Raw genomic sequence first — 13,709 nt, 5'->3', positions numbered from 1 at the left:
ACAGTAGGCAATACAGTCTAACTTTACTCTACTATTCTATCAAAATGTCATAGAATTGCAAGTATTTTATATAGTTTTCAATTTTTCTTTAGAGTAATCACAAATATTTCTTTCCGTATTTCTATTTCTACTACTTCTATAAGCTTTTAGTAATCTCCTTGCTAATGCAAAAACGCTACCAAGTAAAAAAAGAAGCCGTATTAACGACTTCTTCTTAAAGGTACAATTTTTTCATCTTGACTTTCTAATTCTTGAGTATGAGACAATTCTTCCTCAATAGCTTGAACAATATTATCACGCTTTTCATTAGCAGCGATGTTCAAGACAAAGGCTATCCCAACTGAAGTTACCAAAAGCGAGTTACCACCTTGTGAAAGGAAGGGGAAGGTAACCCCTGTCGATGGGATTAGCCCTGAAATTCCTCCGATGTTAACAAAGACCTGCATAAGCATGAGAGCTCCCACACCAAGCGCCATCATAGAGTTAAATGGATTTCTGGCCTTAACCCCCACAATCATAATACGAAGAATGAGGAAAAAGAGGAGGGCCAGAATCAAGCCTGCTCCGATAAGACCTAATTCTTCAATAACAATCGAAAACACAAAGTCTGTTGTAGCTTCTGGTAAATATCCAGTTTTCTCAATTGAATTTCCAAGTCCAAGCCCGAACCAGCCCCCATTACTCATAGCATAGTAAGAATGAGATAACTGTAGACCGGATCCTGTCAAATCCTTAAAAGGATTAAAATAAGCTGCGAAACGCTTGGCAACATAACCGAAGATAGGTACCTTAGCCATGGTTTGTACCCCTACCAAGGCAATTAAACCTAGGAAGGCAGATGAAACTCCTACAATACCGGCAAATAAGGCCGTGAACCAGCGGTAGCCGACACCAGAAATTGAAAACATAACTACCGTAGTCAATACAATAATGGCCGCATTACCCAAGTCGGGCTGGATAGCAACCAAACCAATCATAACGAGCAAATAAACGCGCCAGTCATTCAGTTCCTTACCATTCCTTGGAATCCATCTATTCTTCGTCAAGGCTTGGTAGTCATAACGTTCTATAGCAGACTGTTTTTTTGAAAAAGTGTGTGCCAAGAACCAGACAACAATGATTTTAAGGTACTCCGCTGGTTGGAAAGACAAGGGACCAAGCACAATCCAACCATTGGCACCATTGATTTCCCTGGTGAAAAATTTGGCAATGACTAAAAGTAAAATCTCAAAGGCAATAACAACACCCAAAAGCTTATCTTTCCTGAGAAAGTTCAATTTCAGTCGGTAGATGAAAAAAATAGAGAACAAGGATACCAACCAAAAGGCTCCTTGGTTTATAACAGATGCAAAGGGATTGGCACCTAAGGCTACTAAACGAGCACTCGTTGTTGAATACACTACTATTAAACCAACTACGGATAAGATTAAATAAGGTATCAAGATGGTGTAATCTAAAAGATGCTTCTTTTCAATTTTCATATCTTTAAAAAACTCATACTTTCTATTACGTTACTCTACATTTTCTCTAAAAATATAAAGCTAACAGCTTATATTATAACACTTTGATACCTTAAACTAAAGTAAAAGCTAAATTAACCGTTTTCAAGACTGGAAATCTAATTTTTTAACTTACCTTCAGATAGGTTTTACAATGAGCTTTCTTTGATAACCTTGCTGCTTCTCATGTTTTCTCTTACGACAAACAAAAAACAAGACCTAAGTCTCGCTTTTTGTTTATCTTATTTTGTACCGACACTGATACGATTAAGTGCTCGACGGAGAGCAACCTGAGCACGTTGAACTTCATCAATACGGTCAGATTTGGTTGCTTCTTCCAAGTCACGTTCGGCACGTTGCTTGGCACGTTCGGCACGAGAAACGTCAATGTCGCGTTCACGTTCTGCTGAATCGGCAACGATAGTAATAAAATCATCTTTAACTTCGATGATACCACCGTTTACGGCAATCCAATCGACGTGACTCTCGTCATCCACACGACGAACCTTGAGTTCATCCACTTCAAGTGGCGCAATCAAGTTAATATGGCCTGGCAAGATACCAATTTGACCATCTTTAGTAACCGCGTGGATAAAGCTGGCATGGTGGTCATATTTGAGACCATCCGGAGTTACCACTTGTACGGTCATTTGTGCCATATCTTCACCTCATTAGTAGCCCATAGCTTTAGCTTTAGCTACCACATCCTCAATTGGACCTACGCTACGGAAGGCATCTTCTGGAAGATTGTCATATTTACCTTCAAGGATTTCTTTAAAGCTACGAACGGTTTCAGCAACTGGAACATAAGAACCTGGTTGACCTGTAAACTGTTCAGCAACGTTAAAGTTTTGTGACAAGAAGAATTGGATACGACGAGCACGTCCAACCAATGTTTTTTCTTCGTCTGACAATTCATCCATACCAAGGATAGCGATAATATCTTGCAATTCACGGTAACGTTGAAGCACACGTTGAACTTCAGTCGCAACAGCATAGTGTTCCTCACCAACAATTTCAGGTGAAAGGGCACGTGAGCTTGATGCCAATGGGTCAACGGCTGGGTAAATACCCATTTGTGTCAACTTACGTTCAAGGTTGGTTGTTGAATCCAAGTGAGCAAATGCTGTAGCTGGCGCTGGGTCAGTATAGTCATCGGCTGGAACGTAGATGGCTTGGATTGATGTAACAGAACCTTTTTTAGTTGATGTGATACGTTCTTGCAATTGACCCATTTCAGTAGCAAGTGTAGGTTGGTAACCAACGGCTGATGGCATACGACCAAGAAGGGCAGAAACCTCAGAACCTGCTTGAGTGAAACGGAAGATGTTATCGATGAAGAGAAGCACGTCTTGACCTTCGACGTCACGGAAGTATTCCGCGATTGTCAAACCAGTAAGGGCAACACGCATACGTGCTCCAGGTGGTTCGTTCATTTGACCGAAGACCATGGCTGTTTTCTCGATAACGCCAGATTCTTTCATTTCCCAGTAAAGGTCATTACCTTCACGTGTACGTTCACCAACACCTGTAAACACGGAAATACCACCGTGCTCTTGGGCAATGTTGTGAATCAACTCTTGAATAAGAACGGTTTTACCAACACCGGCACCACCGAATAGTCCGACTTTACCACCCTTAAGGTAAGGGGCTAGCAAGTCGATAACTTTAATCCCTGTTTCAAGGATTTCAGTAGATGTTGACAATTCATCGAAAGTTGGTGCTTTTTTGTGAATTGGTTCACGCTCTGCATCGTCTGCAAAAGGTGCTTCCAAGTCAATGGTATCACCAAGAACGTTAAAGACACGTCCAAGGGTATCTTTACCAACAGGAACGCTGATTGGACGACCAGTGTCCAGAACTTCTAGTCCACGAGTCAATCCATCAGTAGATTCCATGGCAATGGTACGAACCACACCTTCTCCAAGTTCAAGAGCTACTTCGAGCACGATACGTTTAGACTTTTGTTCATCAGTATAAACGACCAATGCATTGTTAATCTCAGGAAGTTTATCACCAGCTGCAAACGCTACGTCTACAACAGGACCAACAACCTGAGCAATTTTGCCTGAGCTCATTGTTTTCTCCTTATGATAGTTTTCTGGATGACAATCATCCTTTTTTCATGTGTGTCTAATTAAGACAAATCTCTAGCTATTCAAGTGCACTTGCACCGCCAACGATTTCAGTAATTTCCTGAGTGATGGCAGCTTGACGCGCACGGTTATATTGGATTGTCAAATCGTTAATCACATTCTTAGCATTATCAGTGGCTGTCTGCATTGCAGTCATACCCGCTGCGTGCTCAGCTGTTTTGGCATCTACGATAGCACCGTAGATAAGACTCTCAGCATATTGTGGCAAGAGTTGATCCAAAATAGTGTCACGATCTGGTTCCAATTCAAACTTGGTCAACACATGACCTTCTGATTCATTGGGATCCAAATCAGCGATAGGAAGCATTTGTTCAACACGAACCTCACTAGACAAACTGTTGACATGGTGGTTGTAGCACACATAGAGTTCATCAAAAAGTTCATTTTGATACATTCCTACTGCTTTAGAAATGATTTTTCCGACTTGTTCAAAACTAGGTTGATCTTCAAGGCCACGAAGTTCAAAAGCAACATTCATGTTACGAGCCTTGAAGAAATCTGAACCTGTTCCACCAATAGAAATGATAGCATATTCATCTTCAGAATCATGGTCACGTTTAATCATGTCCAACACAGCTTTAAGAATTGTTGAGTTATAACCTCCAACAAGTCCCTTATCTGAAGTAATGACAATGTAACCTGTCTTACGAACTGGGCGTGCGTCCAACATTGGATTTGACGAACCATTAATCAATTCTGAATGTAGAAGATCTGTTGTGATCTGTCTAATTTTTGAGGCATAGATTTGGAAATCTTTAGCAGCTTGCTCAGAACGTGTCAATTTTGAGGCAGAAACCATTTGCATGGCTCCTGTAATCTGACTCGTTTTCTTTGTTGAAGCAATTTTTGCTTGGATTTCTCTTAGAGAGCCTGCCATATGCTGTCCTCCCTATTTCTATTTATATTCTGACTGATCTTTGAAAGCTTGGATAGCTTCATTAAGTACAGATTCCTCAGGAAGATCCTTAGTTGTACGAATAGTTTCAAAGATATCCTCATGGTGACTATCAAAGTAGTCATAGAGTGCTTCTTCAAAATCCAAGATTTGATCAACCGGAACACTATCCAAGAAACCGTGTGTCAAAGCGTAAAGGATAACAACTTGTTTCTCAACTGGAAGTGGTTTATGAAGCGGTTGTTTCAAAACTTCGATTGTACGACGACCGCGGTTCAATTTCGCTTGAGTCGCAGCATCCAAATCTGAACCAAATTGCGTAAAGGCTTCAAGTTCACGATATGAAGCCAAGTCAAGACGAAGTGTACCAGCAACCTTCTTCATCGCTTTAATTTGCGCTGATCCACCTACACGTGATACGGAAGAACCCGCATCAATGGCTGGACGAATACCTGAGTTAAACAAGTTTTCTTGCAAGAAGATTTGTCCATCTGTGATTGAGATAACGTTTGTTGCGATATAAGCTGAGATATCTCCGGCTTGCGTTTGGATGATTGGCAAGGCAGTAATTGAACCACCACCAAGATCATCTGAAACTTTGGCTGAACGTTCCAAAAGACGTGAGTGGAGATAGAAGACATCCCCTGGGTAGGCTTCACGACCTGGTGGACGACGGAGAAGCAATGAAAGTTCACGGTAGGCCACGGCTTGTTTAGACAAATCATCATAAACAATCAAGACGTGTTTTCCGTTATACATGAACTCTTCAGCCATTGCAACACCAGCGTAAGGTGCGATGTAAAGCAATGGTGATGGCTGTGATGCTGAGGCAGTCACAACGATTGTGTAATCAAGAGCACCATGTTTACGGAGAGTTTCTACTTGTGTACGAACTGTTGATTCTTTTTGACCAATAGCCACATAAATACAGATCATATCTTGCCCTTTTTGGTTCAAGATAGCATCAATGGCTACTGAAGTTTTACCAGTTTGGCGGTCCCCGATGACCAATTCACGTTGACCACGTCCAATTGGAACCAAGGCATCAATGGCCTTAAGACCAGTTTGCAATGGCTCAGAAACTGATTTACGTTGCATAACACCTGGAGCAGGTGTTTCAACTGGACGGAAACCTGTTGTTTCGATGTCACCAAGACCATCAACTGGTTGCCCAAGTGGGTTTACTACACGACCAATAAGGGCTTCACCAACTGGAACTTCCATGATTTTTCCAGTACGTTTAACAATATCGCCTTCACGAATTGCTACGAAATCCCCCAAGATAATGATACCGACATCATTAGTTTCAAGGTTTTGGGCCATACCATAGGCACCATTTTCAAATTCGAGCAACTCACCACTCATGGCATTATCAAGACCACGAGCACGTGCGATACCGTCACCGATATAGGTAACGACACCAGTTTCAGTGACGTCAAAGTTTGGCTGGAAGTTTTCAATTTGCTTTTTAATTAAAGCGCTAATTTCTTGTGCGTTAATTGCCAAAAGTCACACCACTTTCTATTTCAAATTCGTTTTAAAGGTTTGCAATTGACTGCGAATTGACGTGTCAACAACCTTATTTTTTGCTTTGATGACGAATCCTCCGATGAGGTCCTCATCAATTTTTTCTACTAAACGACGTGTCTTAATCTCAAATTTTTGTGAAACAATCGCCAAAAGTCGGGCTTTTTGTTCCTCAGACAAGGGACTTGCTGATGTCACTGTAACATCGTAAGTATTGTCTTCTTGATCAAAGAGCTCAAGGACCAATTTCAACACATCATAGAGAATGTTGGCACGGTCATTGAGTAAGATTACCTCAAGAAAATTGTTCATATACACTGAACAAGACTCTTGAAACAAGCTCAAACTTTCTTTTTTAGCTTCACTTGTCACATTTTCCTGCGACAAGAAGGTTTTTAGATTTGTTTCAGCAAAAACTGTTAGGATTTGCCTTACTTCTTCTTGGATTGTTGACACGGCGTCTTGTTCAAAAGCGACTTCTACCAGGCTTCTGGCATACTGCTCAACAAGAGCTTGTGTTTTCTTATCCATTAAGCATCTCCTAATTGATCAAGATAGCTATCAATCAAGTCAGATTGCGCTTTAGCATCAAGGTTTTGTTTCATAACTTTTTCCGCCAAGAGGACAGTCAAGTCTGCAACTTCACCTTTAACGCCAGCAAGTGCTTCCACACGGCTTTGGGCGATGTCTTGATTTGCTTTTTCTTTCAAGCGTTTAGCTTCATCATGTGCTTCTGCAATGATTTTTGATTCTTGAGTTTTACCAGTTTCCTTGGCCCCATCAATAATTTGAGCTGCCTCAGTGCGAGCACCTGCCAACTCATCTTGACGTTTTTGTGCCAAGCTTTCTGCTTCTTGACGAGCATTTTCAGCACTATCAATATCTGTGGCAATTTTCTTTTCACGAGCAGCAAAGATTCCTGTAATTTGATCCCATGCGAATTTACGGATGAGGTAATACAAGAGAAAAACTGAGCCGAGTGTGATAATGATATTACCAAGTGTCGTACTATTAATAAGTATTGACATTTCATTTCTCCCTTTCTTAATTATTCTTCGTTGACTTTATCACCAATATAGTTTGAACTTAGGATAATAAAGACATAGGCTTGGATAAAGCCGATAAAGGCTGAAAAGGCAACCCAGACAAGGTTCAAAGCAAAGGATACAGGTGCTGCAAAAGCAGACCAGGTCACCAATTGAAGAATCAAGCCAGTAAGTACCTCACCAGAATAAATGTTACCAAACAAACGCAAGGCCAATGAAGCAAGGTTGGTTAATTGTTCCAAAATGTTCATTGGGAGCATAGCTGGGTATGGTGAAAGGTAGCCCTTTAGATAGCCTTTAAACCCTTTTTTACGGATCCCCTCAATATGACTAATGAGGGTAATAATCAAAGAAAGAGTGATAGTAACACCGAAGTTCGATGTTGGAGAAGTCCAAAAATTGTAATGCTCACTTTTTACAGACACAAGCAAACCTAAGTTGTTTGCTGTAAAAACAAAGGTGAAAATTACAAACAAGAGCAAACTATAATTCTTCGTGAATTTCCCAAGACTTTGAGAAATGGTACTATTCACAAACTCATAGATGAACTCAAGCACATTTTGTTTTCCCTTTGGTTTAATGGTCATCTTACGACTTGACCAAAAAACCACTCCAAAAACGATAATTACTGTCAAGAGAGACATGGCAAGGACAGTCAAGTCAAAATCAATCCCAAATAATGAGACGGTTGGATTACTTGTAGTTTCCACTGCTCATCCCTCCTTCATCTTTTATTTGTCTATTAGACAATGTAGCTAAGGGCAAACAATACGAAGAAGGTACCTTCGATAAAGGCAACACCAGTAAACATCAATGTTTGAAGTTTGCTAAACATCTCAGGTTGGCGAGCTGCAGCTTTAGCGATATTGGCAACGAGGATACCCTCACCAACAGATACACCCATAACGGCCAAACCGAGGGCTAAGATAGTTAGATTCATAGTAGAATTCTCCTTTTAATTTTTTTTACCCTGTTATTTTAGTCCTATTTTCCACGAAAGTCAACGAATTGATGGTTTTTTAGACGTTTTCACTGACTTTGCCTAACGTTTTCACTAAATTTGCGTAAGCGTTTACTTTTTACGGAAAACTGATCTTCTTATTACAAAAAAAACAAGCCTAACTATGGTAGGTTAGACTTGTTTGGGAAATTTATGAAAAAAAAGAAAGTTTCACTGTCTGACTCAGCGTCAGAGGTGTGAGTTCTACCGAACCATGTTCAGCAATACTTATTAGGATGATTATAGTATAACTTGGGTTGCTTAAAGAAAGCTGAAGGGGATATCTGTATAGTTGAACTAATAAGTCTGACGCGCTTACTTATCAAACTAATTGACATACACACCTCTGAACTCGTCGGTCTGTTCAAATCCGAACTCAATTTCCCCAACTCCTGAGAAGAAAGCTGCAATGTTGTACTTCTCAGAGTGGTTCGAGCGTACAGAATTTGTCATTAGGTTAACTACTTTCTAAAAACTTAAAATTTGCTGCTAGAAAATCATCTCAATTCATTTTAATATCACTATTTCAGTTGACTATTTCGAAAATAGTTATCATCTATAAAGTCTAATATAGTTGAAATACTACAAATTAATGATACATTTTTTTGTTGCGATTGATAAGATTTACGTTTAATAATGTTAAGTGATGAATAGATGTAGTCTAACTTATATAATTCTTTTGACAGACCTAAAGTTTTTATATATTTCTCTGATAAACTCCTTTCTTCTTCTGTTATGGTATTGTTTGGTACAATTGCACCTCTATTATTTCTATAAAATAATTTTTTATAGTCTTCCCCTAAAGGATCCAAATCAGAAGGGAGGGATTTTTTATTTTTTGTAGTATTACATATTGGGCAAGATAAAGCCAAGTTGCTATATTCATCTATCAAATCTTTATTATCATTTTGACTTTTTATATGTTCAATATGAAAACTAGCTCCACCATACCTTTTACAATTCCATCCACAATATATGCACATTCCGCTAAAATCCTCTACTAGATACCTTTTTAACAAATCTCTTTGACTTTTGACAGAATATTTTTCACTAACGTTTTCTCTTCTGATCGGTGGAGATTCAAAACCTCTATAATCTAGTTTGAATAGTTGTCTAATATAATTCACTACATCTCTCCTGCCTCATCAATAATTTGATAAGCTTTCGCAATTAAATCATCTAATTGATCAGCAATATCATCATTTAAAAGTCGAGGTTGTTTAATAGAAAATTGATGCTCTATTTTAACTTCGTTAATTGCTACTTCTGTAGAAAAAGTATCAGATTTCTTTAAACCTTGATTTACTCTCTCCAGCGTATTGATATTTTCTATTCCTAACTTAACTTGCTCATCAATATATTTTAACATACTATCAATTTCATCTTCCTTAGTAAATACCTGTCCATCCAGTGAGTATCCATCTTTAGAAAATTTCTTCTCTACCGAAGAGTCAATTTGAACATCATCACTGTGAGAAGTATAAATACAAACAGGAAAGAAGGGGTTCTGTTTCTTAATAGTTTGCCATAGTTCAATTGCATCCCCATAAATTTCACTCATAGATAAATCATAGTCTAAAATAATTCCATATTTTTCTTTTGAATATAATGTTGTTAAAAATTCTTCCTTTGATTCTTCATTTTTTATTCCTAGAAACTGGACATCATATCCTTTTCTTAAAAAAATTTCTTTCAGATCTTTTAATGTATAAATTGCATCTTCATCATCATCAATATAATAAATTGTTTTCGTTTCAGACATTTAATTCTACTCCACCTTTTAAAATCATTCTAAATTTAAATCCTCTGTCACCGGGATTGGATAAAAGTTCTTTGTCACCCTTTAGATTAGATATAACAGAAGCTAAAATTGTCATTCCAAGACCAGTCCCACCCTTAGTGTACGATTTATAAGCTTCAAAAATTATATCAGAATTTTTAATGTTCTTATTTAGGCCATTACCATTATCTTCATAAGTTATCTTAATTAAGTCAAGATCTACAACTTCTAGGTCAATATTAATAATTCTGTGTTTAATTTTAGTTGGATATTTAAAATTTTTATAAGAATTAGTTATTAAGTTTAGAAAAATACTATCTAATTGAGTTTCACTAGCATAAATATAAATATTTTTAATCTGCTCAGGTAATAATTCTCTAGAAGATTTACCATTAACTAAATAATCATATGAATAAAAATTATCTTTAACAGACTTATCCCACCAAGAATAAATTTTAAACAGATAAGTCGATAAATTAATTTTCTCTTTTTTATCTCTTGTTGGATTATTAACACTACTCTCTAAAAATCCAAGTATATTAGTTGTTTTTCTTTCAATCGCTTGTGAAAATTCATATAAATTATACGGCTGTTTAAATTCATGAAAATCTGAATTAAAATACTCTGAATAATAATCCCCAGTATCTATTAGATTTTGGGGTATCTGCTGAAAGAATTTCTTATCATTTTTTATTTGATGAGCAAAAGTTGACATAACTATTCCTTGAGTTGCCATAGTTCGTAATGTATCACCCTCATTGACAAGTGAGTTATTTTCTTCCTCAGTAGTATCCTGTAATGAATACATCTCGAATAACGATTGTGGATTAGAAATTAATGCTTCGTATTCTGGGTCTTTATATAAATCTTGTAAATTTCCTTTGTGTTTATTAACAAGATTATCCAACTTTTTCTTTGTCTTTTTTCCTTTCTCACTAAAATGTACAACATCAGCTTTCTCTTTCAAAAATTCATTATATAAAATAACGATTTCTGAACGTATAGAAGAAAAATCTTTTACAATTTTTAGAATAACACTCTCAAGATATTCAAACTCTGCACTATTTTTTAAACCTTCTCGATTAGCTTGGTCTTCGAAGCCTCCATTTTTTTCCCTAGTAATATTTACATAACCACTTAACTGATTTGCTTGCATCATGTAACTTTTGCGAGCAACACCAGCTGGATTTTTTGTTCTTTCTTTTTCAATTCCAACCCAGTCAAATCCTATAGTATCAACCTCACCATAGGGTCTAATTCTAAAACCATCTCTATATAATAAAATTCCAGGTTCGATATCAAATGCATTAGTCTGTATTGCACCTTTAATAAAGGGATAATTTCCCCCAGTTTTCCTTATTTTTGTAAAATATAACACTCCATCAAAATCACCTATCGGATTATTAGGTAGTTTATTAGGAATATACTTTGAAATTTTATACTCTCGCTCAAAATGATACCTACTTCTTTTTTTACCATCATTATATTGAATATAACTTTTTAATTTATCGAATTTCGCTTTTACAAAATCCGGCGGTAATTTACTAATATCAATTTCATCAAAATAGCCGTCTAAAACTAACATATCGCTGTCGTGTGAAAAAGCAAACGAAATTTCTGCATCTGTTGAAACATCAGCTAAAGATGGCTCTATTTCTTCTTTTTCTCCAAAATAGTCTAGTATAATTTTAAATTCGCCTGATTTTTCTAATTTAAGAGGGTTTTTTAATTTATTTAAAGTTAGCTTTAATAGAGAATAATTTGTCCCTGATTGTCCTTTATCTGATAGTAACCATTCATCTTTTAACTCACTAGCTATTAAAATGGTTCCCGAACATTTTTTATTTTCTAGACCTCTATTTGTATATTCTGAGGTAAACTCACTCATTGACAATTGTTCTATATCTACTTTTACAGTATCTAAAGATTTTCCTGTCATAAAGTTATTCCAATTTATACTAAATCTATACGCTTCACTACCATCTGAAGTAATAACACGACTAACATTTCCCAGTCTTCCCAGCGATAATCTACCAATCCCCATAGAACCATTCATTACACGTACAGATTCTTGGTATTCTTGTGAAGTAGTATGAGTTTTATCATCTGTCCCTAATGTAAAAAAAACATTAATAATTTTATCCAAACTCATTCCTTGGCCATAATCAATTATTTCTATAGACGTAGCTTTTTTGTCTTCTTTTTTGTTAATAGTTATATCTTTTCCTATTATTCGAATATTTACTTGATTCGAAAATGCATCGTAACTATTTTTTACTAATTCTAATATCGCACTTCTATAATCCAGTACATTATCTCTCCCTAAAAGGTTTACCGTTCTTGTTGTTGATTTAAAACTTACTTCTTTCACTTTTTCCGCCATTGTTCATCCCTCATACTCTTATTGGATAATTTTTTACATCATTCACGGATATACGAATTGATTTTCCACTCGCATTAATTGCTCTAGTTTCTATATAATCATAGAAATCTTCTGATTCAAGAATTTTTTTTGCATAATCAAGACTTTTTTCTGCTAATGGAATAATATAAAATCCCGAATATGGTATTGTTTGAGAATCTAACTCATATACATTTACTTTCTCAGTAATTACCGATGAAATCATTAATTTTTCCTGATTCATAAATTTCAAACCTTGTGAGCGACCATACTCAAACCATTCCCCATCAGACTTTCTATTATCTAAAACATCTTTCCATTCTCGAAGATATCTAGTTGCTTTAGGAAAAACTCTTTCAAACTCTTCTCTGGAATATCTTATAAGTTCATTATTTACAAACTTATATGGAAAAATAATTTTATCTACAATATTTTTCGATAACTTTCTTGGGCTAGCCGCAAGTTTTAAAATTTCATCCTCTAAGTCCAAATCTTCTTGCTCAGGAATAATAAATACCTTATTAGATAATGTAGCTACGCTATTTGAGACTTTAAACAACTCTCCAAAGGTTAACTGATTAGATTTAAATTCGATATTTTCAGTAAAATACCATTTTGAGCCTAAATCTTCTTTTCTTATAAAAAAAGACTTATTAAAATCACTATCAATATATTCTAAATAATTACTTATTCTAGAATTATCAATAACTATAATTGCTGAAGATGTTAAAATTTTCCCAAAAATATGTGTGTGTCTGTAGTCAATTATTTGTTGAATGTTTTTTTTGAAAGTTTCTCTTAGATTTTCAGCAAAAACATTTTTAAATATGCTATTAGGAATTAGATAACACATTTTTCCTGTTGTTGTTTTTAAATCTAGTAAACTCTTTTCAATAAAAGCATAACAATAATCAAATTTACCTTTTTTACAAGAAATAAAATTATTTTTTAAGAATATTCTATCCAAATTATTGAGTTCTTGATAGGTGATATATGGAGGATTACCAACAATAAAATCAAATCTCATTTTAAGATTAAATCTTAAATAATCATCAGAAAAAATCTGCCAGTTTACCTCTTGAATTCCATATCCTAAAGCAATATTATCTAAATTTCTTAAACAATTTTCTTTTAATTGAGGGTCAATTTCAAAGGCAACAAAGTACTTTTCTAAATCAGATTTTATGGATGAAATGGAATATCTGTGTTTTAGCGCCACTTCAATATATCTTTTAATTGCTACACACAAAATATTTCCCTCACCTACAGAATTCTCTAAAAAATATTTTTTTAATATATTTTCCCCATCATATCTTATCTTATCAAGCATAAAATGAACATACTTTTCTGGAGTAAAAACTTGGAATTTTTCCATATTCGTTATTTATAAATCGCTTTCTAACGT

The 13,709-nt window shown here is 35.8% G+C and carries 13 protein-coding genes and 1 pseudogene; all 14 read right to left on the bottom strand.

Annotation, left to right across the window (positions count from 1 at the left end; translation table 11 throughout):
• Nucleotides 1–200: 200 nt before the first annotated feature.
• Nucleotides 201–1,481, bottom strand: a complete 1,281-nt coding sequence (gene ftsW / locus HMPREF2979_RS02035; protein WP_070654890.1) for a cell division peptidoglycan polymerase FtsW — start codon at nucleotides 1,479–1,481, stop codon at nucleotides 201–203.
• 260 nt (nucleotides 1,482–1,741) lie between these two features.
• The gene (locus HMPREF2979_RS02030; protein WP_002890211.1) at nucleotides 1,742–2,158 is read right to left on the bottom strand and encodes a F0F1 ATP synthase subunit epsilon; all 417 of its coding nucleotides are present in this window, start codon (nucleotides 2,156–2,158) and stop codon (nucleotides 1,742–1,744) included.
• A 12-nt stretch (nucleotides 2,159–2,170) separates the two neighbouring features.
• Nucleotides 2,171–3,577, bottom strand: coding sequence for a F0F1 ATP synthase subunit beta (gene atpD / locus HMPREF2979_RS02025; protein ID WP_002885994.1), 1,407 nt, complete (start codon nucleotides 3,575–3,577; stop codon nucleotides 2,171–2,173).
• Nucleotides 3,578–3,653: 76 nt separating this feature from the next.
• On the bottom strand, nucleotides 3,654–4,532 hold the full coding sequence (locus tag HMPREF2979_RS02020; RefSeq protein WP_002886026.1) for a F0F1 ATP synthase subunit gamma: 879 nt from the start codon (nucleotides 4,530–4,532) through the stop codon (nucleotides 3,654–3,656).
• Nucleotides 4,533–4,550: 18 nt separating this feature from the next.
• A complete protein-coding gene (gene atpA / locus HMPREF2979_RS02015; protein WP_002885972.1) occupies nucleotides 4,551–6,056 on the bottom strand; it encodes a F0F1 ATP synthase subunit alpha in 1,506 nt (501 codons plus the stop codon).
• Nucleotides 6,057–6,071: 15 nt separating this feature from the next.
• Entirely contained in the window at nucleotides 6,072–6,608 is a 537-nt protein-coding gene (locus tag HMPREF2979_RS02010) for a F0F1 ATP synthase subunit delta (protein ID WP_002885901.1), read from the bottom strand.
• Nucleotides 6,608–7,105 (bottom strand): F0F1 ATP synthase subunit B, encoded by a 498-nt coding sequence (gene atpF, locus HMPREF2979_RS02005; RefSeq protein ID WP_014634008.1) that lies wholly within the window; start codon nucleotides 7,103–7,105, stop codon nucleotides 6,608–6,610. Before atpF ends, HMPREF2979_RS02010 begins: the two co-directional genes overlap by 1 nt.
• A gap of 20 nt (nucleotides 7,106–7,125) precedes the next feature.
• A complete protein-coding gene (gene atpB, locus HMPREF2979_RS02000; RefSeq protein WP_002885921.1) occupies nucleotides 7,126–7,833 on the bottom strand; it encodes a F0F1 ATP synthase subunit A in 708 nt (235 codons plus the stop codon).
• 32 nt (nucleotides 7,834–7,865) lie between these two features.
• Nucleotides 7,866–8,063 (bottom strand): F0F1 ATP synthase subunit C, encoded by a 198-nt coding sequence (locus tag HMPREF2979_RS01995; protein ID WP_002890193.1) that lies wholly within the window; start codon nucleotides 8,061–8,063, stop codon nucleotides 7,866–7,868.
• 390 nt (nucleotides 8,064–8,453) lie between these two features.
• Nucleotides 8,454–8,576, bottom strand: a pseudogene (locus HMPREF2979_RS10015) (DNA (cytosine-5-)-methyltransferase); the annotation flags it as partial.
• A 68-nt stretch (nucleotides 8,577–8,644) separates the two neighbouring features.
• Nucleotides 8,645–9,250, bottom strand: a complete 606-nt coding sequence (locus tag HMPREF2979_RS01990) for an HNH endonuclease (protein WP_070654888.1) — start codon at nucleotides 9,248–9,250, stop codon at nucleotides 8,645–8,647.
• Nucleotides 9,250–9,885, bottom strand: a complete 636-nt coding sequence (locus HMPREF2979_RS01985; RefSeq protein ID WP_070654886.1) for a DNA-binding transcriptional response regulator — start codon at nucleotides 9,883–9,885, stop codon at nucleotides 9,250–9,252. Before HMPREF2979_RS01985 ends, HMPREF2979_RS01990 begins: the two co-directional genes overlap by 1 nt.
• On the bottom strand, nucleotides 9,878–12,286 hold the full coding sequence (locus HMPREF2979_RS01980) for an ATP-binding protein (protein ID WP_070654884.1): 2,409 nt from the start codon (nucleotides 12,284–12,286) through the stop codon (nucleotides 9,878–9,880). The genes HMPREF2979_RS01985 and HMPREF2979_RS01980 overlap by 8 nt, the downstream gene beginning before the upstream one ends.
• A 10-nt stretch (nucleotides 12,287–12,296) precedes the next feature.
• Nucleotides 12,297–13,679 carry an Eco57I restriction-modification methylase domain-containing protein gene (locus HMPREF2979_RS01975; RefSeq protein ID WP_070654882.1) on the bottom strand — a complete coding sequence of 461 codons (1,383 nt, stop codon included), beginning with the start codon at nucleotides 13,677–13,679 and terminating at the stop codon, nucleotides 12,297–12,299.
• Nucleotides 13,680–13,709: the final 30 nt, after the last annotated feature.

This window comes from Streptococcus sp. HMSC078H12 (assembly GCF_001814615.1).
Taxonomy (GTDB): domain Bacteria; phylum Bacillota; class Bacilli; order Lactobacillales; family Streptococcaceae; genus Streptococcus; species Streptococcus salivarius_F.
This window is presented reverse-complemented; position numbering and strand designations above follow the sequence as displayed.

What these genes read in the sequence shown, in the direction of transcription:
- ftsW (WP_070654890.1), bottom strand. Translation starts at nt 1,481, where the DNA reads ATGAAAATTGAAAAGAAGCATCTTTTAGATTACACCATCTTGATACCT.
- HMPREF2979_RS02030 (WP_002890211.1), bottom strand. Translation starts at nt 2,158, where the DNA reads ATGGCACAAATGACCGTACAAGTGGTAACTCCGGATGGTCTCAAATAT.
- atpD (WP_002885994.1), bottom strand. Translation starts at nt 3,577, where the DNA reads ATGAGCTCAGGCAAAATTGCTCAGGTTGTTGGTCCTGTTGTAGACGTA.
- HMPREF2979_RS02020 (WP_002886026.1), bottom strand. Translation starts at nt 4,532, where the DNA reads ATGGCAGGCTCTCTAAGAGAAATCCAAGCAAAAATTGCTTCAACAAAG.
- HMPREF2979_RS02010 (WP_002885901.1), bottom strand. Translation starts at nt 6,608, where the DNA reads ATGGATAAGAAAACACAAGCTCTTGTTGAGCAGTATGCCAGAAGCCTG.
- atpF (WP_014634008.1), bottom strand. Translation starts at nt 7,105, where the DNA reads ATGTCAATACTTATTAATAGTACGACACTTGGTAATATCATTATCACA.
- HMPREF2979_RS01995 (WP_002890193.1), bottom strand. Translation starts at nt 8,063, where the DNA reads ATGAATCTAACTATCTTAGCCCTCGGTTTGGCCGTTATGGGTGTATCT.
- HMPREF2979_RS01985 (WP_070654886.1), bottom strand. Translation starts at nt 9,885, where the DNA reads ATGTCTGAAACGAAAACAATTTATTATATTGATGATGATGAAGATGCA.
- HMPREF2979_RS01980 (WP_070654884.1), bottom strand. Translation starts at nt 12,286, where the DNA reads ATGGCGGAAAAAGTGAAAGAAGTAAGTTTTAAATCAACAACAAGAACG.
- HMPREF2979_RS01975 (WP_070654882.1), bottom strand. Translation starts at nt 13,679, where the DNA reads ATGGAAAAATTCCAAGTTTTTACTCCAGAAAAGTATGTTCATTTTATG.